This is a genomic window from Paenibacillus harenae DSM 16969, from assembly GCF_000422465.1.
Classification (GTDB): Bacteria; Bacillota; Bacilli; order Paenibacillales; family Paenibacillaceae; genus Pristimantibacillus; species Pristimantibacillus harenae.
Map to the genome: position 1 here is coordinate 263707 of NZ_AULV01000013.1, position 23878 is coordinate 287584.

A 23878-nucleotide genomic window follows, 5' to 3' on the forward strand; every position below is an offset into this window, starting at 1 on the left:
GACCATTTGATAAGGGTCAGTTTTATTATAGGATGGTTATAGCGTTCCATCAATGGTTCACTAAGAAATTAAGGATGTGTTCGAGTGATAGGTCAATTGAATGTAAAGCACAAAATGGGAATGGGTATCCCGCCTCAGTCGTTCACGGAAGACATGACTCAAAATCAAGCTGAATTCATGAACTGGTATAACCTTTTTACATGGGAAGGAAAAGAGGAAGGGGCCTATTTCGATGCCATCGGTAACAGAAAGGATGTAAGCTGCCTGATTATTTGTACGGACTGGTGCCCGGATGTCATATGGAATGTGCCTGTTCTATTCAGGGTCATGGACCACGGCAGGATCCGGACCGAGGTTCTGCCGATGGAACAGCATTTGGACACGATGGATCTATTCTTGACGGATGGCGGACGCGCTCAACCGATCGCTGTTTTTGCGGATTCCAATGGGGATGTAATAGGAAAGTGGGGAGCTCGGCCTCGATACATCCAGACGGTGATGGATGAATTTCGCAGGCGTCATCCTGACCGGTCAGCCCCGGACTACCAGGAGAACGTATCCCATGTACGGAAGGAAATCGCCAAACTTTATAACGCCGGCACTCATTATCAGGCCGTTATTGTCCAAGAGCTTCGGGAGCTGTTCAATCAATTCTAGAAAGATTTAAGCCAGCTTGTGAAAGAAGGATTTATAATGTCTCGTTCGCTCTTCTTGGTATTATTTCTGCTCAGCCTCATCTGGGGCAGCTCGTTTTACTTTATCAAAATCCTGCTTCAAGATTTTGGGCCATGGACGATCGCCTTTCTTCGGTCTTCCTTCGGGCTTGCGACCATCGTGGCGATTATGCTCCTATTCCGGAAGCCGTTTGCAATCCGAACCATCCCTTGGCTGCCGATGACCGTCATGGCCCTGGTCAATACGGCCATTCCATGGGCAATCATCGGCTTCAGTGAAACGAGATTAACAAGCGGCATGGCTTCCGTACTGAACGCAACAACTCCTTTGTGGACCGTTGTAGTAGGCATGTTCTTCTTCCAGGCGATCACGAACCGGCTGCAATGGCTCGGCTTGGGGATTGGCATCACCGGTCTGATCATCCTGCTTGGCGTTAATTCCAGTACGATCATTAACGTTGATTTGCTGGGCTTTATCTGCATGATCGCCGCTTCCCTGTGCTATGCGATAGGGTCTCAGTTGTCCAAGCGTCTGCTCAAGGGGCTCACCATGTATCAAATCACCTTCGGCACCCTGCTGTGCGCAATGCTCGGCAGCGGCATGGCCGCATTCTCTTTGGAGCCGATTTCTTTGCCGCACCTGTCATCCCCCTCCAATCTAGCCGCCGTCACCGGCCTTGGCGTCTTTGGATCGGGCATCGCGTACATTCTCTTTTATTACATCGTACAGAAAGGAAGCCCTGAATTCGCGACAATGGTCACCTATCTCCTGCCCGCAAGCGCCATGATTTGGGGATATACGCTGCTGAACGAGGATATCCATTGGCGTCTGCTGCTCGGCCTGGCTTTCATTCTCAGCGGGGTGTTCCTGGCAGGACGGAAGGATTCCGGAAAACGATTGCGGCCGATACGAAGCCGAGAGACGATAAGCCGAGCCCAACCTATTCCCGAAGAACGGAGATGAAGAAATAAATGATGACGAATGAGGAAATAAAAGCTTATTTGAAGCGCATCGGCATTGCGGAAATGGAGGCGCCTACAAAGCCGTATTTATTCGAGCTGCATCGAGCTCACGTCAGAACGCTCTCCTGGCAAACCGTCGACATTTATATGGGCAAGCCCGCCGATATCGGCTTTAAGGAGTCGGTACAGCTTATTTTAAACCGGAGAAGCGGGTATTGCTTTCACCTGAACGGGGCGTTCTGCGCGCTTCTTCGGTCGTTAGGCTATCAAGTCGCTTTGCATCGGGCCGGAGTCCAGCCGCTTGGTGCCGAGCCTCGAATTAATTCCTTTCATCTTGGGTTAACGGTCAATCTCGCGAATGAGCCCGATGCGGAAGACCGATGGATTATCGATGCAGGCTTAGGCGATATGCCCTTTGAGCCGCTTCCGCTGATTCCCGGCACCTATAAGCAGGACCCGTTTGTTTATAAGGTTACGGAATCCACTGTCGCTTCAAACGGCTGGCGTTTGGAGCATGATCCGCTGGCATCGTTTATCGGCGTGGATTTTGACTCTGCCGTCGTAAATGATCTTGAGGAGTTTATGCCGAAGCATGAATTCTACAGCCGTTCAGCGGAATCGCCCTGGATGAACCTGTTCCTGCTAAGGAACCGGCACGCGTCAGGCAGTAATGAGCTTAGAGGCTGCGTCTGGAGCAAGCGCGACACCCAAGGTATTGTTAAATCGGAACTTCTTGAGAAATCGCAATGGCTTGAGGTGCTGGGAGATGTTTTTGGCGAGACTCTCGCATACTACAGCAAGCTGGAGCGCGACGAGCTATGGAAGAGAGTACGGGGAGCCCATGAAGATTGGAAGAGATCCAAGGCGGATTTATAAAAAAATCCACAACCCCGTGAGGTTGTGGATAGCGGTATCCGCCTACTTGCCCGTTACGCCCAAGGCTCGATGGTGATTAACGGTCGCGGTTAATCATGTAATTCAATAAGTTCTCCAGAAATACGGAATGGCGCGGCGTCTCCTTCAACGCTTCCATAGCAAGGCAGTAGTGCTCCCACATCTCCTTCTTGGCGCCTTCCCGTCCCAGGACGGTTACGAAAGTCGACGTATTGTTCTGGGCGTCCTGGCCCACGGCTTTCCCAAGCAAGCGCTCATCTCCTTCCAAATCAAGCAAATCGTCCTTGATCTGAAATGCGATCCCCGCATGGTAAGCGAATGTTTTCAAAATCGCGATCTCCTGCCCGCTCACCTGCGCAAGAATGGCAGGCATAACCAAAGCGGCTTCAAACGCCAATCCGGTTTTGTAAAAACAGATCGTATTCAATTGCTCCAATGTTAATGTTTTTCCTTTGGAGTTCAAATCCATCGCCTGTCCCATACACATGTCCTCCGCCTTCCGGGCGGAATATTGCATCAAGGCCAGCACGGTTCCGGCACTGAACTGATCCAGCGACGCTTGCTCCTGAATCGCCTTCTGTATCAGAAACAGACCGGTCAGCTCCGCAGTCGCGCTATTATGCACAAGATGCAGCGTTGAACGCCCCCTGCGGGTAGTTGCATTATCCTGCGACGGCAGATCATCGAATATCAGAGATGCGGTATGCATATATTCCAGGGATCTTAATAAGGGCACGATCGACGGCGCGCGCAGACCATATTCTTGTACGCCCATAACCCAGCTCACGATGGGACGCAGACGCTTCCCGTCTCCTAAGAGACTGTAATTCGCCGCATCGATCAGCGTCTCTTTCATCTGCGGCATCCCATCAGGCTTGGCGATCAGCAAGGCGTTGTTGATCTGCTCGCGGGCCGTCCGGATGGTATCGATAAACTCTTCCTTTTGCTTCCGGTTGTTTTGCAGCATGGTGACCAGCTGATCCCGGAGCAGCTTATCGAAGAAATCCACATCATCCGCTTTTTGAACCATTTGCTGGATCAGTCGGTTAAACGGCGGGTTGCCGGAAGCAAATATTTCCATGACGCTGTTATATCTTTCAGTGCCGATACGCGCTTTGCAACGCTTCAGGCCGTTGATGGCGCGATTCAGAATCACCTCGCGGGCTTTGGCATCGGAATGGTACACGTTATGAATCAAATGGCAAATGACCGACCAGTATAATTCAAAAGGATTGATCAGATCCGAACGCTGGCTGCGGTAAGTTAAATAATAGGTATAAGGTGTTACCGCGCCGTCTCTCTGATCGTCAAACATATCCGCGAAATCATCGGCTAACTGGTTATAGATGCCATAAAAGAAGGTCCGATTCTCAAAGCCCTCGTCGAAGGGAGCGCGAATGACAGATCGGGCGATCAATCGGGAGAATGCGGATTTTAAAATGATCGGGATATACAGTTCTTCGTTCGTGTAGCCTGCATGGGACAAATCCTTTGCACGGTCCACTTCCTGTGCGTGAAAAAAAACATAGGCCTGCTCGAAAAACAGACGCTGTGTCTCAGGCTGCTGATGGCGCTTAATACACTCAAAAGCTTCCCGCAGCTCCGCATGCACATACCGGATCATCGTTTTATTCGTTCCGGCCCACTCGCCAAGATCCGGCACCGTTCCCGTGAGCAGCGCGGACCGGATCATACTCGAATATTGCGCTTTCTCTTGAACGGTTAAGACCTGCGCATCCAGAAGATCGTCGATGAACGGATAGGTCAGACCATAGGAATAACCGAGCCTGATAGCTTCATCCAGTCTGCGGACGCGTTCCTCAGACGAGCGTTCACCGACCGTCTCTTCGATCGCATGCAGGACCACGCCTAAAATAATCTTAATCAGCTTGCGCTGGGCATGCTCCGCATTCATGCCCTCCGGAATATGCGCCGATACGTTCTTCAGCTTCTCGATCACCCATATTACGGCGGTCTCGACGCCTTCCTCCTGAGCCCACCGGTACAGCTCCGTCAGACTGATAAACGCGGGCAGTTCACCCTCGCCTGCTGCCGGGGAATGAAGCAGGTGCTGTTTCATATCGGCAGCCACTCGCTGAATCCTGGCCTGGGTATCGGGCGAATCCATGGCCTGGCCCAAATCCCTCATGTAAATATAGGAAATGCTTCGATCCAGATAATCATCCAATTTGCCCGTTCGTTCCAGCCATTGAATCGAACGATGATAACCTCCGGAATTGGATTTCCGCTTTCCTCGCGACAAAATGGATAACCAGGATTGGCGGTGAATATGACTGCGTTTCCACAGCCCGATGTCCTCAGTCAGGGCATGCGCATACGTTTTTTCTTTGACTTGCCCGCAAAGCGAAACAAAGTAGCTGGCGGCCTTCTGTTCAGCCTGCCGATAACAGGTATCGGCATCAACGATTAACTCCTTATTCATAGGTATATACCTCAACTTCTATGGTTGTTGTTATAGCAGGATGCCTGATGGAGGATGAGGTTTCTCCATAAGCTGTAACGGATCAGAGCAGTTCCGCAGCAGCCTCGTAGGACCCAATTCCTATTTTTTAATACGGAAAAAGATTTCCAAGGTTACGAATTCAGCATAAAGGGGCTATGGCTGCTATCATCGTATTCGCATCCGCGGCACTTTATACGGAATTAGACTCTTAGACTATAGGATGCCATTTCATTACGTCGCCGTAAACAAAAAGAAGCTCTCCCCATAAGCCACGCAATGGCAGAGGGGCCGCCTCGTGTTTTTTCAGTCAAGCAGAAGGCCAAAACTAAGGATTGTCGCCATGCTGGGATACACTTGCTCTCCCCTCAATATTTGTCACCTTGTCTATTAGTGATGCCTACTAATAAAATATCTACCATGCTCACCAAAGCTTTTTCTAGTGATAGCCCTTTATCGGCTTTAACCTGACCATTCATCAATCGATGCAGTGCCCCAATGTACATTTGAATGAGCAGCTCCAAGTCAATAGGGCGATAATCCCCGCTTTCTACCCCTTTCTTAACCAATAGCCGTATCGTATCCCATCCATGATTGATATAATGATCGACCGCTTTCCATTGTTCCGGATAACGCTGCTTGAGTTCATGCAGTAGTCTCACATCCATAAACACATACCCGCGCGGCAATAGCACTAACGCACTTCTCAGCTTTTGTTGAATGGAAAGCGAGTTGTCGCTATACAACTCCGTTTCTGTTTGCTTCATTTCTGCTATGGATTGCTCGATGATATAGCCGATTATCTGCTCTTTTGACTCAAAATACTGATAAACCGTCTTGGTACTTATACCGAGTTGACTTGCCAAATCCCGAATTGAAAATCTCAATCCGCGCTGCATAATCTCCGAAAGGGCTGTTTGTACAATGTTCTCTTTCATCCTACACGTCCATTCCTATTTACTGTGCAGCTGCGCTAACTCTCATCAATTTTGGAATAAAAAACAGCGGGTATAACATAAGGAACAAATTCGGCACCCACCACAACAGATCAAAGTCAAGCCGCAATCCCCAGAAAGCGATCGCCTGCAGCCCCGAACAGAAGGTCAGGCTTAGCGAAATAATACAAAGCGATGACCATAAACCGGACTTTCGCTTATAGAAATAAATACTCAGTAGCCCTGTCAACGAGATTACAAGATCCAACGGGATGAAAGACAAATTCCAAGCTACCAGCAGTTCGTTATCATAATCCTTATAAAGAAATTCCTTAGGCAGCAGGTCCAACCCGACAATCATCCAATATGCTATAAAACCTAAATCGGTTACTAGCATTAACAGCCTTAGCCATGCGCTCATCTAGCCACCGCCTTTTCCGAGAATCACGGAAACCAATTAAACCATTTTGTTTTCCGGGGTTTCCAGATTACAGTAGAAATTCGATTCAGTCAAGACATCATTGAATATGAGCGGTAGATTTCAATGCCGTGCTCGTTCATGATCATTTACGAAGAGATGTCTCATCCACTCCCTGCGCGTGGCCTGTCCCCTATCCACTTCAGACTTTATGGCAGCTTTAAATCCGCCTCCAGACCATGTAAAAACCCGACTCACGCGGTCGGGTTTCTCATGTTTGGTAGAGGCAACCCCGAGGCTAACCGAACCCCCTTTCGTACGACTGCCTATCAAACACAAAAAAGAGCACCTGACACGGTGCCCTTTCTCTTGATTTTTCCCTTATCGTTACCGGGTTGCTCCGGCAATTCGTTTTAAATACGAAACCATCGTGTCCATCCTCAAGCGGTGCGACCCTTTAATCAGAATGGCAGCCCCCGGCTGTATTCGTCGAAGCAGCGTCTTTTGAAGCTGATGCTTATTAACGAAAGTCATGATCCTGCCTGCGGGATAACCGGCCTTCCTGGCCCCAGCCGCAATTTGAGTCGCCTCTCGTCCCAGCGTATACAAACGGCTGACATTTTTACCGGCCGCATACCTCCCAACCTCCCGATGACCCTTGGTGGAGTGCTTGCCTAATTCCAGCATGGAACCGAGGACGGCAATCTTGGCGCTCGATCCAAAATGCGATAATACATCAAGAGCCACCTTTGCCGCTTCGGGATTCGAGCTGAAGGAATCATCGATAACCTTCACATTTCTTCTTAAGCGATGTACCATCAAACGGCTCCTTTGTCTCGCAAACGAACGGAGTCCGGCTTGCATTTGCTTTGGCGTAAATCCCAGACGGTGAGATATCGCAATGGCAAACAAAGCGTTGCAAACATTATGTCTTCCGAATACGGGAATGAAAAAAGAATGCACAACGCCGTTCAGCCTTACTTTAAAGCGCATGCCGCTTTGCGCATAGTTTACATCAAAAGCCCGATAATCCGCTTTATTACGTATGCCTACCCTGATGATTCTTCCCTTAAACCCTTTTGTATGGAGCAATACGGAATGCGGATCGTCTGCGTTCACCAATAACGCGCCGGTCGGTTTCATGAAACGAATCAGCTCCGACTTTGCTTTGGCTACCCCTTGAACGCGGCCGCCGAAGTTGCCTGCGTGAGCCCTTCCTACACTCGTAATGACCCCAATGCCGGGCCGTAAATATAAACAATGCCTCTTAATATTTCCATAAAACCGCATCCCGTATTCGACAACCGCCGCCCGATGCGAAGAGCGAAGCAGCCTGACATGTCTTCTTGTATGGCTAGGCATATTGCTGTTATGAGGGGATTTGAAGATGTTCCACCGCATTTTCAATACAGCTGCAATCATTTCCTTGGTCGTCGTCTTCCCTGCGCTACCGGTAACCGCTATGATGATCCTGGCTGCTCGATCCAAAACGCTGCCTCCTTATATCCTGTCTTCCTCTTGTAAGTTCCGCACGCTATTGTATGCCGGTCATACAAAGAAAGATTAGTGTCCTTGCCTATTCCAACGACAATTCCACTTACTGCCAGCTGCGGGGTCATATTTATCCGACGATAGGAGCCATGTCCGCGAGCGTCCCCTCGACCGGGCCGCCTTCTCTGCGCCAATACTCGATGCCGCCGAGCATTTCTTTCACTCGAAAGCCGAGGCCGGACAACCGCGCGGCGCCTCTCGCACCTCCGTTGCACGCGGGACCCCAGCAGTAGACGACAATCACCTGATCCTTCGGAAAGGAAGCCGTTGTCTCTTCCGTCATTTGACGGTGAGGCAGGCTGATGGCGCCTGGAATGTGACACTCTTCATACGCTTTGTCCAAGCGGACATCGATCAGCAGAAAGCCGCCTACCCCGAGTTCCATATCGTGACGCACGTCTGCGACATCCGTCTCCACCGCAAGCTTGTTCATATAATGGCGATGAGTTTCCTCCGGCGATGCTGCGGGTGTTTCGAGAACCAATGATTGCTGCATAATCCATTCCTCCTGTAAGTACAATCGTATAGCCATTCGGCTTAAGAGAAATGTACCACATCGCCTTGCATGGGAGTTATCGATCGTTTTCGATGCGACCCATCAATTATTTTGATGATTGGTTCCGCTCATCAGGTCCACAAAATCACGGAAGGCTCTCGAGAGCCACTTCTTCTTCGAATAAATAAGCTGGATATAGAATTCGCACTCGGGATGCGCGAACGGGAGGGCAATCAATTGCCCTTTTTGGATTTCACCCTCAACCACGATCCGAGGCAGCAAAGCAATACCTAAGCCATAGATCACGCATTGCTTGATCGCTTCCAAATTCCCGAATTCATACGATAATTGAGCATCGACCCGGGAGCCCTTCAGCGCTCTAAGCAGCATAGCCCTGTACGTGCAGCCATCTTCCGTTAAAATCAAGGATTCGTTCGCTAAATCCTGAACCCGCACCTCATTCATGCTGCCGAACCGATGCCCGGGGAGCGCGACAATCACAAGCTCTTCTTTTCGCAAAATAACGCTGTGCAGCTCCGGGTCAAGCAGCGGCGGGTCCAAAATCAATCCGACGTCCATCGTCCCTTCCTTGACCGACTCGATAATAAACGGTTCGTTCGCGGGCTGAAGATTCACTTTCATTTCCGGATAGTCCCGGCGATAAGCCTGCAGGTATGGCGGCAGATAAAAAGCAGCGAGCGTCTCGATCGTTCCGATCGTCAAAGAGCCTGCCGATTGCTTCGACACGACCTCCTTCGATTCCGCGTGCAGCCTGATTAATTCGTTCGCGTACGGCAGAAGGGCTTCGCCTGCCATCGTCAGCTTCATTGTCCGGCCGTGCCGTTCCAGCAGAACGGCGCCGTAAGATTCCTCCAGCCGCTGAATCTGCGTCGAGACGCTCGACTGGGCATATCCCAATTGCTCGGCCGCGCGCGTATAGCTTCCCCATTTTACGATTTCGCGGAAGGTTTGCAAGTAGGTCAGCTCCATGACTCATCCCCCTTTCTTCATCCAATGAATGCCGGTCGTCCTTGGCGCTCATCTCATAAAAACAGCAGCCCCAAAGTTCCATCCCGGGGCTGCTGCTTGCGCTTCTTGCTATACGCGGCCGCGAATTTCCTCGATGTACGCCTTCGCCTGCGCCATCTGATGCTCCTTCGCTTCCTCCATAATGATATGCGCATGCGGCTTGTATTCGTTCAGCCGCTTCATGAACAGCTCGTAATTCATAGTGCCGAGCCCGGCCGTCACCGTACCTAGCTTGCCGTCCTCCCGCACAATCCGGTCCTTCGCATGAGCCGCAATAATGCGGCTCCCGAGAAGGTCGAACGCCTCCTCGATCACTTCATCCTGGCGGTCAAAGTTCGCAGCCGTCATCAGATTGCCCGGATCCAGCACGACGCCGATGCTGGAGGACGGAACCTCTTCCAGCATGCGCGCGAGCTCCGGGGCGGTGCCGATCAAATGGCCGTTCGCGGCTTCCAATCCGACAAATACGCCCCACTTCTCCGCTTCCTCCACTAGCTCCGTCAGCGTCTCCTTCATAACCGACCAATCACGCTCGGTGTACGCGCCGCCTTCATAAGAGCCTGTCTCTGCCGCAACCATCGGCGCTCCGAAAAAACGCGCATACCGCAGCAGCTCCTTAAAACGATCGACGTTCAGCCGGCGCTGCGCCTCATCCCGGTCGAACAGGTTCACATAACAGCCGAGAACGGAGACGGCAACGCCATTCTTATCGAATTGCTCTCCGATCGCGCTCGCGAGTCCCGGACTTAAATTGCCGGGCTTGCTGAAATCCACGTCGCTAATCGCTTTCCATAACGCGAGCTGCACATGGCTGAAGCCGCTTGCCGCTACTTTGGGAGCAAGCTCCTTATAAGGCAGGCTTCCGAATAAATGGGCTAATACGCCGACTGACATCTGATCTTCCCCTTTGATTACACGCCGCCCTCCAACGCGAGCTCCGGCTTCGGCGCGTATATTTTTTTGGCCAAATACGATTGCGCAATCATGAACAAACCGCCCGCTACCCAATACAGCGAGATCGCGGCCGGAGCCGACAGGGCGAATACGCCCATTAGAACCGGCGACAGGTAACCCATGAACGCAAGCTGCTTCTGCTGCGCCGGGTCCGTTCCGGGCTGCGTCGTCTGCGACGCCTTGAACTGCACGAAATAGACGAGCGCCGCGATAATCGGAAGCACGATATCCGGCGACCCGAGCTTGAACCAGAGAAACGAATGGTCCGCCAGCTCCGGCGTCATCCGGATGGCGGAATACAAGCCCATCAGAATCGGCATTTGAATCAGCATCGGCAGACAGCCCACCGCCAGCGGATTCACCTGATGCTTCTGATACAGCTGCATCGTCTCCTGCTGGAGCTTCTGCTTGGATTCGGCGTCGGACTTGCCTTTGTACTTCTCCTGAAGCTGCTTCAGCTCCGGCTGGAGCGCCGCCATCTTCGTGCGCATCTGGCTCTGCGAACGGTACTGGCGCATCATTAACGGCAATAGCGCCAGCCGGATAATGAGCGTAATGCCGATAATCGCGATGCCGTAGTTCCCTTGAAATAATCCGGCGATATACTGCAAAACGGCGGACAGCGGATAAATAACGTAATGGTTAAAAAAGCCCGGCGTATCGCCGTCGATCGTCCCCGTCGTCGCGCCGCAGCCGCTAATCAGCAGCAGGCCCGCCAGCATCGCGCCGGCCAGGATGAGACGGTTATATTTTAAAGAAGCGAATACATTGTTCTTGCGCATGGAAACCCTCCTCGTTTGTTTGAACAAGCGTCTACAAACGAGGAGAAGCAATCCGCGGCGTCATCATCGGGCGATTCCTTGCGTTTCACCTTGCGCGCCAGCCAGTGGCGGATCGGAACAGCGCGAATCAGCATTTGAGGCAGCAGCGTAAATAAAACCTCGGACTCCTGACTGTTTTGCCTAAAATCCAATTGCCCTTCTTGCGCATACGACGCATAAGCGTAAGCCAAGGTATAAAGCAGACTTATCGAGAACAAATAGGGAATGACGTCATGCAGCTCCAGCTCGAACAATGTATTCACCTCCCTTCAAAAAATAGATTTTATCCAATATGGATACTATAACACTTATTACCAGCCGAATTCGAACGGATTGTTTCTAAATCTGTGACAAACCGTCCTTTTAGGTTATTTACAAAAGGATAGGCAAGATCATATAATTTCTAGGTTGTATATCGAAAATGAAAACCAGTCTAAAAGAAAGAGGACATCATGAACAGAAAAAAGCTGAAACTTATTTCTTTTTCTCTCATTGCCATTGTCGTTCTGTTCCTGGCGATCGGACAAGCGCTGCCTGCCGGAAACGGAAAAGCCGGCTTTAACACCGTTCACGCAGTAGGCGCGGATGATGCGCCGGCAGTTGGCGAGAAGAAGAAGCTCATTATGGGCACCTCGCCCGATTATCCGCCTTATGAGAATGTAGATGCCAAGAACAACGGCGAAATTATCGGCTTGGATATTGATATAGCCAAGTATATCACCAGCCGGCTCGGTTATGAACTGGAAATCGCGAGCACGGACTTCAACGGCCTTATTGCCTCCCTGCAGACCGGCCGCGTCGACTTTGTCATGTCCGCTATGTCCGCAACGGACGAGCGCAGGCAGAGCGTCGATTTCTCTGACATCTATTACGTTGCCCGCAACACGATCGTTTCCAAAAAATCCGAACCGCTCGAGACGTTAGAATCGCTTTCCGGCAAACTGGTCGGGGCGCAGCTGGGATCGACGCAGGATCTGTTCGCGGAAACGATTGAAGGCGCCAAGGTCAAAAAACTGAACAAGATTCCCGACCTGATTCAGGAGCTGAACTCCGGGCGCATCGATGCCGCCATTGTCGAGGATGCGGTCGCCATTGAGATGACAAACGGCAATCCGGATCTGGTTATGAATTTCCTGCCTGCCGATTCCGACGAGAACGGCTACGCGATCGCTTTCCCGAAGCAATCCGCCATTGTTGGCGAATTTAACAGCGTGCTGGCGGAGATGAGCGAGAAAGGCAAGCTCGACGATATCGTTCAGAAATGGTTCCCTTCCGAGGAAGTGCAGGCAAGCAAGCGTCTGAACATCGATTTCAGCGTATTGAAGGGTTATATTCCTTTTATTCTTAAAGGTGTCTACGTGACGCTGCTTTTCACGCTCGTATCGGCGTTATTCGGTCTAGTGTGGGGATCCATATTGTCCTTATTCAAAATTTCCGGCATTAAGCCGCTCGAATGGTTCGCGACCGCTTATACGTCGGTCTTCCGCGGCACGCCGCTGCTCGTGCAGCTGACGCTCATTTATTATGCAACGCCTCAATTGATTCATTATGAAATCCCGGCGCTGATGGCCGCTGGTCTCACCTTTGGCCTTAATTCGGCAGCCTATTTGTCCGAGACGATCCGCGGCGGCATCATGGCCGTCGATAAAGGGCAGCGCGAAGCGGCGATCGCCCTCGGCGTCCCTTACCGCAAGATGATGGTCCGGATCATTTTCCCGCAGGCATTGCGGACTATTTTGCCGGCGCTCGTGAACGAATGTGTGGCCTTGTTGAAGGAGTCCTCCCTCGTCTCGGTCATCGGCGTAACGGAATTAATGCGGCGTGCCGACGTCGTCCGGTCCGATACCTTCCGCTCTTTCGAAGTGCTGTTATTCGTCGCCGCGATTTACTACGTGCTTGTGCTTATCTTAACGTCCTTTGCCCGTATGCTCGAAAGGAGGCTGCGCCGCAGTGATTAAAGTAACCGACTTAACGAAGACCTTCGGCAAAAACCAGGTGCTGAAAGGCATATCCACCACCGTAGAACGGGGAGAGGTCGTTGCGCTCATCGGGCCTTCCGGCTCGGGAAAGTCAACGTTTCTCCGCTGCTTGAACCTGCTGGAGACTCCGACCTCCGGCGCCATCACGATTGACGGGACGGCCATCACCGACCCGAAGACGGATATTGCCCGCGTGCGGCAGCGGATCGGCATGGTGTTCCAGCATTTTCACCTGTTCCCGCATATGACCGTACTGGACAACATTACGTTCGCGCCGACCCAGGTGAAAGGCATGCCGCTTGAAGAAGCGCGCGCCAAAGCAAAGGAGCTGCTCGCTCGCGTCGGCCTGTCCGACAAAGCGGACAGCTACCCTTCCCGCCTGTCCGGCGGACAGAAGCAGCGGGTGGCCATTGCCCGCAGCCTCGCGATGGAGCCGGACATCATGCTGTTCGATGAGCCGACCTCGGCGCTTGATCCGGAGATGGTCAAGGAAGTGCTGAACGTTATTCGCAGCCTTGCCGACAGCGGCATGACGATGCTCATCGTGACGCACGAGATGAAATTCGCCCGCGAGGCCGCGGATACGATTTATTTCATGGACGACGGCAAGCTTGTCGAGCGGACGAAGCCGGAGCAGTTCTTCGACAAGCCGCAGAGCGAGCGCGCCGCGCGTTTTCTCGAGCAAGTGCTGTAGGCGTGTGTTATGAAAAGGAGTGAACCGGGTCGAATCCGCTTCACTCTTTTTTTTCATACTTCATCCGATTCCGCCATGCTGCTCTGCAGCTAATGGAAAAAATAGCAGCAGCCGAGGCCAGCTTCTCCTTAGTCCCAAATCCGGTCCAGCTTATCCGAATAAAATAATATGGCCTTCTTATAGCTTTGAATGCCCTTATCCTTACTAGTTTCCGCTAATTGTGTCAATAAGATTTCCATCGCGTCGCTGTATGCCTTCTGATTGAATCGAACCATCGCATAGAAAACATCAAATTCTCTTCGATCCGGAAATTCTCTGATGGCTTCCTCTAATATGAATTGGGCATCATCATACATCCCTAAGGTTCGATACGTGCTCCCCAAGCCTAGATATGCGCCTTGTCTTTCCTCATCTGCCAAACCTAGCTCTATAGATCTCTTATACATAGGTGCTGCTTCCCTTTCTAATCCCATAACGTCATGAATCCAAGCGCATTGATACCACACGGATGCATTCAAAGGCTCTTGATCGACTATTTCAAGCAAAATGGATCTTGCCTCGTCTAATTTGCCTGCTTCCCTTAATTGAATAGCCTTTTCCAGATCTTTCATGTTTATCATCCCTACCCGTTTTAAAAGAAGCTCAATAACCAGCCTATCACAAAAATCCCCGCGCAAATACCGAATACCGTTAGAAGAGCATTTAACTTATTCGTTTCCGTCGTTTTGAAGAATGACGTTGTATTTTCGCGGCACATGTAATACAGCAATAAAATGTTCCATAAGACCCTAAGCCCATATTTAACGTAATGTCCAGCAGCATTTCCTGACGCGGCATATTGCTCTGTAATTCCTGGGATAGAAAACAGCACATTAAAGTTGCGGGTCAAGGAGTAAGCAAAATAAAAAATAGCTAACCACCAGCCCCATTTCTTCCCAAGCCACATTCCTACCCCGCCAGCTACTCCAAGCAGACCTAAAAAACCAACCGCTACCTGGAAAAACAGGCTCGACACCCCGATCAGCAACGAGATCTCACTTAAAACACGAAAGGCGGACAGCTGTGTGATTATCAGCATGATACCGCCCAGTATCATTAAAATCGCAATGATTTTAACGCCGAAAGGACGATCGTAATTCCCTTCCATTACCTCTTCTGCGATTGTTCTATAGGACACCTCTAACTTTCCTCCTAAATGCTAGTGTTATAAATTATAGACGTTGCCGCTAAATGTAACAATATGGTATTCGTTTTTCCCTCCCCTGCCTTCAGCAGTCATATATTGTTTTGTGCACGCCGGATGCTTATCGTGGTAAAATAATAGCCCGGAACAAGAAGAAGAGATCGTCTTGAAGCTGACGATAGGGGGGATTCACAGATGAAGGTTACCAAGAGGAACGCCGAGCATTACATATGGGGAGACAACTGCGATGGATGGTTTATGGCGAATGAGCCGGACCGCACCATTATCCATGAGCGGATGCCCGCTGGAACCGCGGAGGCCCGGCATTATCATGAGACAGCGAAGCAGTTTTTCTTCCTGCTGTCCGGCACCGCGGTTATGGAGGCAGACGGGGAGCAGATCACCCTGCTTGCTCACGAGGGGATATCGATCCCTCCCCGTATGCCTCATCAAATAAAGAACGAGTCCAATGAAGACGTCGAATTTCTAGTCATCTCCCAACCTTCGACAAGAGGGGACCGGGTTCAGGTCTAAGCCATTATCTGGCGAGCAGCGCTTCCATCTCCACGCACGCCATGACGAAGGCGCCGACGCCGTGCAGATCGTTGCTGCTGGTCGGGCGGGTAACGTAATTTTCATAATCGCCGGCCGAGGTGCCGATACAGATGTCCGGCAGGACGAAACGGTCCTGCTCGTCATACTGCACCGCTTGCAGCAGCCCTTCATATCCGCGCCGCGCGGCTTCCAGGCAGCCGTCTCCTGCGAGCCCGAATTTATAGGCCTTCGCCAGCGTATACACGAACAGGCAGGTACAGGAGGTTTCCAGCCAGTTATCGGCCATATGGCCCTTATTCACCACTTGGTACCACAGCCCGCTCTCCGCATCCTGATACCGGACAAGCGCCTCCGCGAAATCCGCCAGCACCTGCTCCAGCTCAGCGCGTCCCTGCTCGCCTTCTCCGATTTCGTCCAGAAACTGCGCTACCGCCAGACCGTACCAACCCAGCGAGCGTCCCCAGAACTCCGGCGAGCAGCCGGTAACCGGATCGGCCCATGCCATCCGGCGGCTCTCATCCCAGGCATGATAAAGCAGCCCCGTCTCTTCGTCTTTCATATGCACCCGCATGAGCCGTTCCTGATGAAGCACCATGCTGCGCAAGCTTGGATCGCCATAAGCATTGGCATATTTGAGCGCGAACACGCCGCCCATATACAAGCCGTCGAGCCACATATTATACGGATACTTATCCTTATGCCAGAAGCCGCCCTCCGAAGTCCGGTTCAGCGTATGGAATAAATAGCGGAGCTTATCCGCCGCCGCCCGGTATTTGCCCTCCCCGCTTCGCTCATCCAGCCGGAAGAGCAGCAGCCCGGCTTGGATCGCGTCCAATTCGTCGCGGGCGAAGTCAAAATTGCCATGGTCGTCAACGAGCTTTTCGACATAACGTTTGATATAGACATCATAACGGTCTTCCCGCACTTTCCGCCAGAGCAGCTCCATCCCGCATAAAAATACGCCTTGATGGTAGTGCCACCTGCCCGCCGGAGGAAGCTCCTCCGGCAAATAACGGCTCATCAGCGAATCGCATGCCGATTTTGCCCATTCGATCGGGGTCGTCCTGTTCACGTTCAGCTTCAAATCGGATCTCCTCTCCAATAAACCGCGTTATTTGCGAAGCAAATCCTCCCTAAGCGGCGTAAAGGCATCCAGCAGCACGCTGTCCGCTTTCGCTGTGACTCCATGCTTTACGCCGCTTGGAATGACGATGGACTCCCCGGCCTTTACCGTAACCGGCTTGCCGTCCAGCCGAAATTCGAGCTCTCCCTCCAAACAGTAGGAAAGCTGCTCATGCGGATGGCTGTGCTCGTATCCTTCCGCGCCGGCGATAAAATGCACCTCCATCATCATCAGCGACTTGCCCGGCTGTAAAATTTTCCGTTTTACGCCCGGTTCGGCATTTTCCCATTCTCCAATTGCGCCCATTTCATTACCTCCTAATGTTGTCGTATCCGATCGTAGAAGGCGGGTCATTCCCTCCTCGGCAAGCCGAGGCTCAGGCTCGCCCGCAAGCTGATATCAGAGCGACCGGATCAGCAGCGCCTGCGTCGCCGCATTCATATCGCCCTCCACCCATCCTTCGCTCAAATGGACTGGCCTCGGCATATCCGGATAATGCTCGCCATCCTTCACCTGAGCGACATTCGGAGCGGACGGCGAATAGGCGAGCTCGCGCGAGAAACCGCCGTCGCCGCGAAGCAGTCTGCTCATATTGCGAATCGTCGTCTGCAGGATAAAGAGCCGTTCATCGGTTTGTACGATCGGTTTCACATAGGATAGCAGATGAACGGGATTTCGGATATAACACATATCGCTTGCTTCTTCCTTGCTCAGAGCAGTTAGAATGCTCGCATACATCTTCTCAATCCGGGGCATCGGCAGCTGAAAGCCGCTGTAGAACGTGTGAAGCTTGAACGTCCCCGATAGGCGCGCATGGAAGCGGTCAGCCTTAACCGCTCCAGCATATTGAGCGCCTGGGCCGTCGACTCCATGTCCGCTACTCTGCCGGCCAGCAGCCGGGAGCTTCGCGCATAATAGAACCCGCCGCTTCGCTCGTCGTACTGACCTGCCAGCCAGGCAAGCAGCCCGTCGAATAACCCGTCCAAATCGAATAATAAATCCTGAATGGTCGCTTTTCCCGCGTTCATGGCCAGTCCTCCCGGTTATCCTTTGATTGACCCGATTAAGGCGCCTTTGGCAAAATGCTTTTGCAGAAAAGGATAAACAAGCAGAATCGGCAGCGTGGCCACCACGATAACCGCCATCTTCACCGTCTGGTCCGGAGGGGGCACCGCGGCATCCAGCTCGGAGCTGTATTCGAGTCCGCTTGCGAGAACGACAATCTGCCTGAGCAGCACCTGAATCGGCCACTTGGCGCTGTCATTCAAATACAGAATGGCGCTTAAGTACGTATTCCAATAGGTTACCGCGTAGAACAGGGAAATCGTCGCGATTGCCGGCATGGAGAGCGGAAGCACGATGCGGAACAGAATGCCGAAGTCGCTGCAGCCGTCGATTTTGGCCGATTCCTCCAGCCCTTCGGGAATGTTTTGAAAGAAGTTCCGCAATATAATCAGGTTAAAGGCGCTGATTGCCGATGGAATGATGAGCGAGGCATACGAGTCGATCAGCCCCATCTCCTTCACGACGAGAAAGGTCGGAATGAGCCCCCCGCTGAACAGCATCGTGAACACGACCAGGAACATGATCGCCTTACGGCCATCCAAATCCCTGCGTGATAAGCCGTATGCCATAAGAGCGGTCGTTAGCATGCTGAACAGCGTACCGAATAGAGTCACTCCCGAGGACACCGCCATCGCCCGGAATATCGTATTCGTGGAGAAAATAAACGTATAAGCGTCGAAGCTCCAGACCGTCGGAACGAGTATAAATTTCTTGACCGCCATCTCTGCGCTGGTCGTGAACGAACCTGCGACGACGTGCAGAAACGGAAGCACGGTCACAAGCGCGATAACCGCCAGCAGCGTAAAGTTCACAATTGAAAACAACCGGCCGCCGAACGTCTTGTCCTCTACCATTTTGATCCTCCTCAAAGGTTTGCGCAGCAAACCTACTTCGTAAGCATGTGCTTAGGTTTGTTACACAAACCTGCTTCGTAAGCATTCGCTCCCCTTAATAAACGCCCTCTTCGCCCATTTTTTTCGCCAGCTTGTTCGCCAGCACAACCAGCACGAGGCCGATAAACGACTTGAAGAAGCCGATTGCGGTGCTGTAGCTGAATTGCCCCTGCCTGAGCCCGGCCGTATATACGTACGTATCGATTATTTCGGCTACGTCGCGGTTCATCGAGTTCAGCAGCAAATATACATGCTCGAAGCCCAGCTCCAGCACATCGCCGATTTTCAGAATCAGCAGAATGATAATAACGCTCCGGATCGCGGGCAGCGTAATATGCCACACCTGACGCAGCCGTCCGGCGCCGTCCATTCGCGCAGCCTCATAAAGCTGCGGGTCTACCGATGCGATAGCGGCCAAGTATATGATCGTTCCCCAGCCCGCTTCCCGCCAAATGACCTGAATGATATACATCGGCCTGAACCACTCGGGACTGAGCAGGAAATTGATTTTTTCGAATCCAAAGTACACCAGCAGCTCGTTGATAATGCCGCCGTCCGACGTCAGCATCACGAAGCTGATCGAGACGATGATGACCCACGACATGAAGTGGGGCAAATAAACCAGTGTCTGAAACGTCCGTTTGAAGAAAGACAGCCGAACCTCGTTCAGCATCAACGCCAAAATAATCGGAACCGGGAAAAAGAACAGCAGGTTCATGCCGAATAACAGCAGCGTATTCACCAATATCGTAAGGAAATCGGGCTCCGTAAATAATCGTTCAAAATGCTCAAAACCGACCCACTCGCTGCCGCCTACGCCCTTAAAGGGCTTGTAATCCTGAAAGGCGATCGCAAGACCGAACATCGGAATATATTTGAAAATAATGAAAAACAAAATGCCTGGCAGCACCATGACATATAGCCATCTGTTCCTCCACAGCCGCTTCTTCAGCTCGCTCGTTCTAGGCTGCGGCACACGTGCCTGCTGGACTACCGTTTGCTGCATGATGGTTCTTCCTTTCCACGGGAGGTTGGGGAGGCTGCCCTTTCGGGAGCGGCAGCCCGCCCGGCATAGCTGCGATGCGGCAGACGTCTTAGCGGTTACGGCTTGTAGACCGCGTTAAATTCCTCGATAATCTGAGCGCCGCCGCGCTTCTTCCACTCTTCAACCGCTTTGTCGAAGCCGGCTTTGTCGATGGAGCCGTAAATATATTTGTACGTTGCGTCTTTGATCAGTTCCTGAAGCTCCGTTCCCTTCTCCGTGTACGTGGCCGAATCCAGCGGCGCGGTCGGATCGGGAACCGCAATCTTCTCATTCTCCAGAACAAGCTGCTCCGCATGGATACGCGCCGGAAGGTCATGGAAGCCCTCGAACATCCCGTTCGTTTCCGGCTCGCCGATGACGCTGTCCTTGAAGCCCTTCACTTCGCGCTCCGTGAGCTCTTGATCGTCGCCAGCCTTCGCCTTGCCGTCCTGCACCGTGTAATGAACGCCTTCCTTGCCCCAGTACATCATGTTCGCGACCTCGGGCGTCATCATTTTGTCGAAGAAGGCAAGGATTCCCTTCAGCTCCGCTTCATCCTTCACCGCGGATTTCGGGAATAGGACGACGTTGTTATAGCCTGGAATCGACCAAGTCGCAAACTGACCGTCCGGACCGGCCACCATGCTGTGCGTATCGACTACAGCGGTCGGAACGTTTTTGACCAAATCCTTCACCAGGGAGTTGACGTCCTGCATCGAGCCGATATAGACGCCGGCCTTGCCGCTCGTGAACAGATTAATTTGATCGGTCTTGCTTGTCGCGGCAAAGTCGACGTTCATCGCTTTCGCGTCGCGTACCTTCTTGAAGAAATCCATCGTCTCTACGTATTCGGGGAAAGTAAACTCCGGCTGAAGCTGGCCGTCCATCTCGCCCCAGTTATTCGGCGTGCCGAACCATGCCGAAACCGTCTTGAACGCCCCGTAGATCAGGTCGTTGCGGTCCGCCAGCCCGATGGTATCCGCCTGATTATTGCCGTCCGGATCCCCAATCGTAAACTTCTCCATCATTGCGTACAGCTCATCCACATTCGCAGGGGCTGCGAGGCCGAGCTTATCCGCCCAGTCCTTCCGGTAGATCATCCCTTGACGCGCAAGCGGTCTGCCCAGATAGAGCGAATACAGCTTGCCGTCCACCTTCGTATTGTTCAGAATCTCCTCCTTCAGCTTGCCGAGATTCGGAAACTCGCTCAGGTAAGGGCCGATTTCCCAGAATTGGCCGTCGCGGATCGCTTCCTTCATTTGAATAAAGGTGGCCTGGTTCTTGAGGTAGGTCACGTCCGGCAGCGAGCCGGTAGCGAAGGAAGCGTTCAGCTTCTCCTCATACGTATCGGCCGGGAAAAATTGATACGTCAACTTCGTGTTCGTCAGCTTCTCAATTTCGTTCTTGATCGTATCCGGCGGCGTCTCCGCGGTGTTGAGCGGGAGCATGATTGTAATCTCCGCCGGCTTCTCCTGCTCCTCGGGCTTTGCCGTCTCCTCCGTCTTCGCTCCGCTGTCATTGCCCGGCGCCGGAGACGTATTATTGTTATTGCCGCCGTTTCCTCCGCCCGAGCAAGCCGAGATCAGCAGACTGAACGCCAAAACTACGCTTACCAGAATCGAAATGGACTTTTTCTTCTTCATACCGCGTTGACCTCCATTTATCGTTGTAATTGCTGCACCCCAAGGCTACCATTGCCGGCACGGGTGTCGAAACAATCATTTCCACAGATGGAGCGCCCGCTGCGGAAGATCCGAGTTAATGATTATGAACGGTGATAAGGACACCGGGAGACTGGGCGGCAGACGCAAAAAAGGACCACACCGCAGCCGATGTTGCCGACTAGGGTGCCGTCCTATTGATTGGATCTGACCTAACTAACGATTAATCTTTTAATTCAATTCTATTTCCTTCGGGATCAATCACGACTCCTATCGTTCCCCATTCAAAGCTCTTCACCTCAACATTGACTCCGCGTGCCTCCAGCTCCGATACGGCTGAGTCAAAATGATTTACGTTAAGCCGAATGACCGTTGGATTTTGCGATCTTGTTTTTTCTTTATCTGAAGCGACGCCATTCCCTTCAAGCATGAGGTAACTGCCTCCGAAATCCAAAATGGACAAGTCCTTGCCGCGTTGACGGATTTTCAAGCCAAGATGTTCGGAATAAAATTTTAATGCGAATTCGTAATCCTCGCAGAAAAGAATAACGCCTGTTTCTCTAATATCCATTAATGTTCACCTCAAATCGTTTTTTTCTTATCTTAATGGATTTTCTTGAAAAGAACTTCAATACAATGAAGGAAATGCCTTACGTCTTTAGTCTCATTGATCACTTTTGATTCGGTTAGTTTCCTCAACAAATGCCATTTAAATGAGAAAACGACAGCCGCCTTGGCTGTCGTCTCTGTTGTTTATTCACTATTGCGTTCAGGTATATGGTTTAAGAAAGTCCACTAATGACTTGCGTCAGCGCCTCCCTGATTGGCGTAACAGGACGGCCGAGCAGCTTTTCCAAATCATTGCTTTCGATCTCGAGTACGCCTTCTCTAATGCCTTGCTGGATGCCTACGAGAATCGGGATGACGAATTCGGGTACGCCGGCGCCTTTCATGATTTCGGCATACGCGGCGTCGTCGACATGCTGCACGGGTACTTCTTTGCCTGTAACCTCTCCAATAACGGATACAAGTTCATCTTGCGTTATTAGTTTACCCGAAAGCTCGTAAATCGTATTCTCGTGTCCGGTTCCTGCAAGTACGGCTGCGGCCGCTTCTGCGTAATCCTGCCGTAACGCCCAGCCTGTCTTGCCATTCCCGGCAGACGTCACCCAGGGCGCTCCTGCCAGCACGCCTTGAATGCTCCCGATTTCATTCTCCAGGTACCAGTTATTTCGCAAGAAGGAGTAAGGAATGCCGGTTCGGATGATGGCTTCTTCCGTTACGCGGTGCACTTCAGCAAGGAACAGCTTGCTTTCACCTGCATTCGCTGCACTGGTATAGGCAATAAATCCAACGTTCGCCCGCTTGGCTGCGTCAACCGCACTCGTGTGCTGCCTAATTCTTGTTTCGTTGTCCCCATCGGCTGAAATGATTAATAACCGGTCAATACCGGCAAATGCGGAATCCAATGTTTCCGGTCGGTCGAAATCGCCTTGCCGGACATCCACGCCCAGAGCTCGCAGCGCTTCCGCTTTTTCCGGATTACGGACACTGACAGCCAGTTGACTGGCCGGCACGGTCTTTAATAATTGCTCTACCACTAGTGCTCCCAATTTCCCTGTTGCGCCTGTAACTAGCATTTTCATCATCTTTTCCTCCGATACGATTTGTTGTAATTGCTTTTGTTATAACTAATTAAGTTACAACAATCTATAAAATAAAAGCTCTAAAAGAGCTCTCATTTATATGAACCTTGTCGTTAACTGACTTAAAGTCGTTTGGGCCAACCTTTGTTCCATAGCGGCTTGGGCTTCGAATAATTCGGATTGGAGAACCTGCTCAATGTTCTGTCCGACTCGGCATTTCACATTCGAACCTCCGTGAACACGGAATAATTGGTTTCCCTCGATCACATTTACAGCGCGATAAATATCAAGAAGCGTAATTTCCTCAGGTGATTTGAGCAGAGAAGCGCCTCCAACGCCAGGACGTACTTCCAATAACCCGGCTTTTTTTAACATACCCATAATTCTTCGAATGACTACGGGATTTGTATTCACGCTGCCCGCAATGTAATCCCCAGTCAAATCGGCCTGAACTGATATCAGGGAAAGGATATGAACTGCCATTGAAAAGCGCGTGCTTATTTGCTTCAAGTTTACCACTCCCGATGTAACCATTGTAGTTACTACCAGTCAAAATGTCAAATACGTCGCGTCTCTGCAGGAAACTCGTTATTTGAACTTGTTTTGCTCGAAGACTTCGTTTCTTTATTCATAACGAATTCGCTAAATAAAAAAGGAGTTCAGCTCGTCAATTGAACTAACCACCTTCTTATCGCGGTGCCTGAATGATGATCCCCGTTAATTAAAATCAAATAAATAGAAAAAAAACGACAGCAATTACGCTTAATGCAACCATCAGTTGGCCCATCCTATAACCGGCAGCGGCGCCAAAATCACTTAAATAACGTTTGCCGACCCAGAAGGCTGCAACCCAAAGCGG

The 23878-nt window shown here is 51.5% G+C and carries 27 protein-coding genes; 6 read left to right on the forward strand and 21 right to left on the reverse strand.

The genetic code is table 11. The annotated features are described in order from the left end of the window. The first annotated feature begins 84 nt into the window (after window positions 1–84). Genes H581_RS0101205 through H581_RS0101215 form a run of 3 tightly spaced genes read left to right on the forward strand, consistent with a single transcriptional unit; the run spans window position 85 to window position 2513 of the window. Window positions 85–657 carry a thioredoxin family protein gene (locus H581_RS0101205; protein ID WP_245599851.1) on the forward strand — a complete coding sequence of 191 codons (573 nt, stop codon included), beginning with the start codon at window positions 85–87 and terminating at the stop codon, window positions 655–657. Window positions 658–693: 36 nt separating this feature from the next. Continuing rightward, entirely contained in the window at window positions 694–1638 is a 945-nt protein-coding gene (locus H581_RS32670) for a DMT family transporter (RefSeq protein WP_051250370.1), read from the forward strand. 8 nt (window positions 1639–1646) lie between these two features. Beyond that, window positions 1647–2513 carry an arylamine N-acetyltransferase family protein gene (locus H581_RS0101215; RefSeq protein WP_028608412.1) on the forward strand — a complete coding sequence of 289 codons (867 nt, stop codon included), beginning with the start codon at window positions 1647–1649 and terminating at the stop codon, window positions 2511–2513. A gap of 76 nt (window positions 2514–2589) precedes the next feature. Here the strand turns inward: H581_RS0101215 and H581_RS0101220 are convergent, their stop codons facing one another. From H581_RS0101220 to H581_RS0101260, 9 genes are all read right to left on the reverse strand, one after another. Beyond that, a complete protein-coding gene (locus H581_RS0101220; protein WP_028608413.1) occupies window positions 2590–4974 on the reverse strand; it encodes a polyprenyl synthetase family protein in 2385 nt (794 codons plus the stop codon). A gap of 386 nt (window positions 4975–5360) precedes the next feature. Further along, on the reverse strand, window positions 5361–5930 hold the full coding sequence (locus H581_RS0101225; RefSeq protein ID WP_028608414.1) for a TetR/AcrR family transcriptional regulator: 570 nt from the start codon (window positions 5928–5930) through the stop codon (window positions 5361–5363). Between the two features lie 19 nt (window positions 5931–5949). After that, window positions 5950–6348 carry a DUF5360 family protein gene (locus tag H581_RS0101230; RefSeq protein WP_028608415.1) on the reverse strand — a complete coding sequence of 133 codons (399 nt, stop codon included), beginning with the start codon at window positions 6346–6348 and terminating at the stop codon, window positions 5950–5952. Between the two features lie 384 nt (window positions 6349–6732). Continuing rightward, on the reverse strand, window positions 6733–7833 hold the full coding sequence (locus H581_RS32675; protein ID WP_036717292.1) for a UDP-N-acetylmuramoyl-tripeptide--D-alanyl-D-alanine ligase: 1101 nt from the start codon (window positions 7831–7833) through the stop codon (window positions 6733–6735). 133 nt (window positions 7834–7966) lie between these two features. Continuing rightward, window positions 7967–8392 carry a rhodanese-like domain-containing protein gene (locus tag H581_RS0101240; RefSeq protein WP_028608416.1) on the reverse strand — a complete coding sequence of 142 codons (426 nt, stop codon included), beginning with the start codon at window positions 8390–8392 and terminating at the stop codon, window positions 7967–7969. Between the two features lie 102 nt (window positions 8393–8494). Then, window positions 8495–9382 carry a LysR family transcriptional regulator gene (locus H581_RS0101245; protein ID WP_028608417.1) on the reverse strand — a complete coding sequence of 296 codons (888 nt, stop codon included), beginning with the start codon at window positions 9380–9382 and terminating at the stop codon, window positions 8495–8497. A 108-nt stretch (window positions 9383–9490) separates the two neighbouring features. Further along, window positions 9491–10315, reverse strand: coding sequence for a sugar phosphate isomerase/epimerase family protein (locus H581_RS0101250; protein WP_028608418.1), 825 nt, complete (start codon window positions 10313–10315; stop codon window positions 9491–9493). A 17-nt stretch (window positions 10316–10332) separates the two neighbouring features. Continuing rightward, window positions 10333–11157: a membrane protein insertase YidC gene (gene yidC / locus H581_RS0101255; protein ID WP_028608419.1), complete on the reverse strand. Its 825-nt coding sequence runs from the start codon at window positions 11155–11157 to the stop codon at window positions 10333–10335. Further along, window positions 11127–11450, reverse strand: a complete 324-nt coding sequence (locus tag H581_RS0101260) for a hypothetical protein (RefSeq protein WP_028608420.1) — start codon at window positions 11448–11450, stop codon at window positions 11127–11129. The genes yidC and H581_RS0101260 overlap by 31 nt, the downstream gene beginning before the upstream one ends. Window positions 11451–11648: 198 nt before the next feature. Between H581_RS0101260 and H581_RS0101265 the strand changes: the two genes are divergently transcribed. Together H581_RS0101265 and H581_RS0101270 are read left to right on the forward strand one after the other, a co-directional pair. Beyond that, window positions 11649–13154 (forward strand): ABC transporter substrate-binding protein/permease, encoded by a 1506-nt coding sequence (locus H581_RS0101265; protein ID WP_028608421.1) that lies wholly within the window; start codon window positions 11649–11651, stop codon window positions 13152–13154. Beyond that, window positions 13147–13869, forward strand: coding sequence for an amino acid ABC transporter ATP-binding protein (locus H581_RS0101270; protein WP_028608422.1), 723 nt, complete (start codon window positions 13147–13149; stop codon window positions 13867–13869). The genes H581_RS0101265 and H581_RS0101270 overlap by 8 nt, the downstream gene beginning before the upstream one ends. Before the next feature lie 128 nt (window positions 13870–13997). On the opposite strand, the gene H581_RS0101275 is transcribed toward H581_RS0101270, so the two are convergent. Both H581_RS0101275 and H581_RS0101280 read right to left on the reverse strand, forming a co-directional pair. After that, the gene (locus tag H581_RS0101275) at window positions 13998–14480 is read right to left on the reverse strand and encodes a tetratricopeptide repeat protein (RefSeq protein ID WP_028608423.1); all 483 of its coding nucleotides are present in this window, start codon (window positions 14478–14480) and stop codon (window positions 13998–14000) included. A 20-nt stretch (window positions 14481–14500) separates the two neighbouring features. Next, complete coding sequence (locus H581_RS0101280) at window positions 14501–15046, reverse strand: hypothetical protein (protein ID WP_051250371.1); 546 nt, start codon at window positions 15044–15046, stop codon at window positions 14501–14503. Window positions 15047–15247: 201 nt separating this feature from the next. Between H581_RS0101280 and H581_RS0101285 the strand changes: the two genes are divergently transcribed. After that, the gene (locus H581_RS0101285; RefSeq protein ID WP_028608425.1) at window positions 15248–15586 is read left to right on the forward strand and encodes a cupin domain-containing protein; all 339 of its coding nucleotides are present in this window, start codon (window positions 15248–15250) and stop codon (window positions 15584–15586) included. A gap of 4 nt (window positions 15587–15590) precedes the next feature. Here the strand turns inward: H581_RS0101285 and H581_RS0101290 are convergent, their stop codons facing one another. From H581_RS0101290 to H581_RS0101335, 10 genes are all read right to left on the reverse strand, one after another. Continuing rightward, window positions 15591–16685 (reverse strand): glycoside hydrolase family 88/105 protein, encoded by a 1095-nt coding sequence (locus tag H581_RS0101290; protein WP_028608426.1) that lies wholly within the window; start codon window positions 16683–16685, stop codon window positions 15591–15593. A gap of 33 nt (window positions 16686–16718) precedes the next feature. After that, window positions 16719–17036: a cupin domain-containing protein gene (locus H581_RS0101295; RefSeq protein WP_028608427.1), complete on the reverse strand. Its 318-nt coding sequence runs from the start codon at window positions 17034–17036 to the stop codon at window positions 16719–16721. A 93-nt stretch (window positions 17037–17129) separates the two neighbouring features. After that, the gene (locus tag H581_RS32680; protein ID WP_169507392.1) at window positions 17130–17468 is read right to left on the reverse strand and encodes a hypothetical protein; all 339 of its coding nucleotides are present in this window, start codon (window positions 17466–17468) and stop codon (window positions 17130–17132) included. Continuing rightward, complete coding sequence (locus H581_RS36175; RefSeq protein WP_028608429.1) at window positions 17450–17758, reverse strand: hypothetical protein; 309 nt, start codon at window positions 17756–17758, stop codon at window positions 17450–17452. The genes H581_RS32680 and H581_RS36175 overlap by 19 nt, the downstream gene beginning before the upstream one ends. A gap of 15 nt (window positions 17759–17773) precedes the next feature. Then, the gene (locus H581_RS0101310) at window positions 17774–18649 is read right to left on the reverse strand and encodes a carbohydrate ABC transporter permease (RefSeq protein ID WP_028608430.1); all 876 of its coding nucleotides are present in this window, start codon (window positions 18647–18649) and stop codon (window positions 17774–17776) included. Between the two features lie 94 nt (window positions 18650–18743). After that, the gene (locus tag H581_RS0101315; protein ID WP_028608431.1) at window positions 18744–19694 is read right to left on the reverse strand and encodes an ABC transporter permease; all 951 of its coding nucleotides are present in this window, start codon (window positions 19692–19694) and stop codon (window positions 18744–18746) included. 95 nt (window positions 19695–19789) lie between these two features. Then, window positions 19790–21355, reverse strand: coding sequence for an extracellular solute-binding protein (locus H581_RS0101320; RefSeq protein WP_028608432.1), 1566 nt, complete (start codon window positions 21353–21355; stop codon window positions 19790–19792). Between the two features lie 241 nt (window positions 21356–21596). Then, window positions 21597–21944 (reverse strand): VOC family protein, encoded by a 348-nt coding sequence (locus tag H581_RS0101325; RefSeq protein ID WP_028608433.1) that lies wholly within the window; start codon window positions 21942–21944, stop codon window positions 21597–21599. 211 nt (window positions 21945–22155) lie between these two features. After that, the gene (locus H581_RS0101330; RefSeq protein ID WP_028608434.1) at window positions 22156–23019 is read right to left on the reverse strand and encodes an SDR family oxidoreductase; all 864 of its coding nucleotides are present in this window, start codon (window positions 23017–23019) and stop codon (window positions 22156–22158) included. Between the two features lie 96 nt (window positions 23020–23115). Further along, complete coding sequence (locus H581_RS0101335) at window positions 23116–23529, reverse strand: Rrf2 family transcriptional regulator (RefSeq protein ID WP_028608435.1); 414 nt, start codon at window positions 23527–23529, stop codon at window positions 23116–23118. Between the last annotated feature and the right edge of the window lie 349 nt (window positions 23530–23878).

Bases quoted from the DNA above. Each gene is read 5' to 3' on its own strand.
- H581_RS32670 (WP_051250370.1), top strand. From the start codon at position 694: ATGTCTCGTTCGCTCTTCTTGGTATTATTTCTGCTCAGCCTCATCTGG.
- H581_RS0101215 (WP_028608412.1), top strand. From the start codon at position 1,647: ATGATGACGAATGAGGAAATAAAAGCTTATTTGAAGCGCATCGGCATT.
- H581_RS0101220 (WP_028608413.1), bottom strand. From the start codon at position 4,974: ATGAATAAGGAGTTAATCGTTGATGCCGATACCTGTTATCGGCAGGCT.
- H581_RS0101225 (WP_028608414.1), bottom strand. From the start codon at position 5,930: ATGAAAGAGAACATTGTACAAACAGCCCTTTCGGAGATTATGCAGCGC.
- H581_RS0101230 (WP_028608415.1), bottom strand. From the start codon at position 6,348: ATGAGCGCATGGCTAAGGCTGTTAATGCTAGTAACCGATTTAGGTTTT.
- H581_RS0101240 (WP_028608416.1), bottom strand. From the start codon at position 8,392: ATGCAGCAATCATTGGTTCTCGAAACACCCGCAGCATCGCCGGAGGAA.
- H581_RS0101245 (WP_028608417.1), bottom strand. From the start codon at position 9,382: ATGGAGCTGACCTACTTGCAAACCTTCCGCGAAATCGTAAAATGGGGA.
- H581_RS0101250 (WP_028608418.1), bottom strand. From the start codon at position 10,315: ATGTCAGTCGGCGTATTAGCCCATTTATTCGGAAGCCTGCCTTATAAG.
- yidC (WP_028608419.1), bottom strand. From the start codon at position 11,157: ATGCGCAAGAACAATGTATTCGCTTCTTTAAAATATAACCGTCTCATC.
- H581_RS0101265 (WP_028608421.1), top strand. From the start codon at position 11,649: ATGAACAGAAAAAAGCTGAAACTTATTTCTTTTTCTCTCATTGCCATT.
- H581_RS0101275 (WP_028608423.1), bottom strand. From the start codon at position 14,480: ATGAAAGATCTGGAAAAGGCTATTCAATTAAGGGAAGCAGGCAAATTA.
- H581_RS0101285 (WP_028608425.1), top strand. From the start codon at position 15,248: ATGAAGGTTACCAAGAGGAACGCCGAGCATTACATATGGGGAGACAAC.
- H581_RS0101295 (WP_028608427.1), bottom strand. From the start codon at position 17,036: ATGGGCGCAATTGGAGAATGGGAAAATGCCGAACCGGGCGTAAAACGG.
- H581_RS32680 (WP_169507392.1), bottom strand. From the start codon at position 17,468: ATGTATGCGAGCATTCTAACTGCTCTGAGCAAGGAAGAAGCAAGCGAT.
- H581_RS36175 (WP_028608429.1), bottom strand. From the start codon at position 17,758: ATGAACGCGGGAAAAGCGACCATTCAGGATTTATTATTCGATTTGGAC.
- H581_RS0101310 (WP_028608430.1), bottom strand. From the start codon at position 18,649: ATGGTAGAGGACAAGACGTTCGGCGGCCGGTTGTTTTCAATTGTGAAC.
- H581_RS0101315 (WP_028608431.1), bottom strand. From the start codon at position 19,694: ATGCAGCAAACGGTAGTCCAGCAGGCACGTGTGCCGCAGCCTAGAACG.
- H581_RS0101320 (WP_028608432.1), bottom strand. From the start codon at position 21,355: ATGAAGAAGAAAAAGTCCATTTCGATTCTGGTAAGCGTAGTTTTGGCG.
- H581_RS0101325 (WP_028608433.1), bottom strand. From the start codon at position 21,944: ATGGATATTAGAGAAACAGGCGTTATTCTTTTCTGCGAGGATTACGAA.
- H581_RS0101330 (WP_028608434.1), bottom strand. From the start codon at position 23,019: ATGAAAATGCTAGTTACAGGCGCAACAGGGAAATTGGGAGCACTAGTG.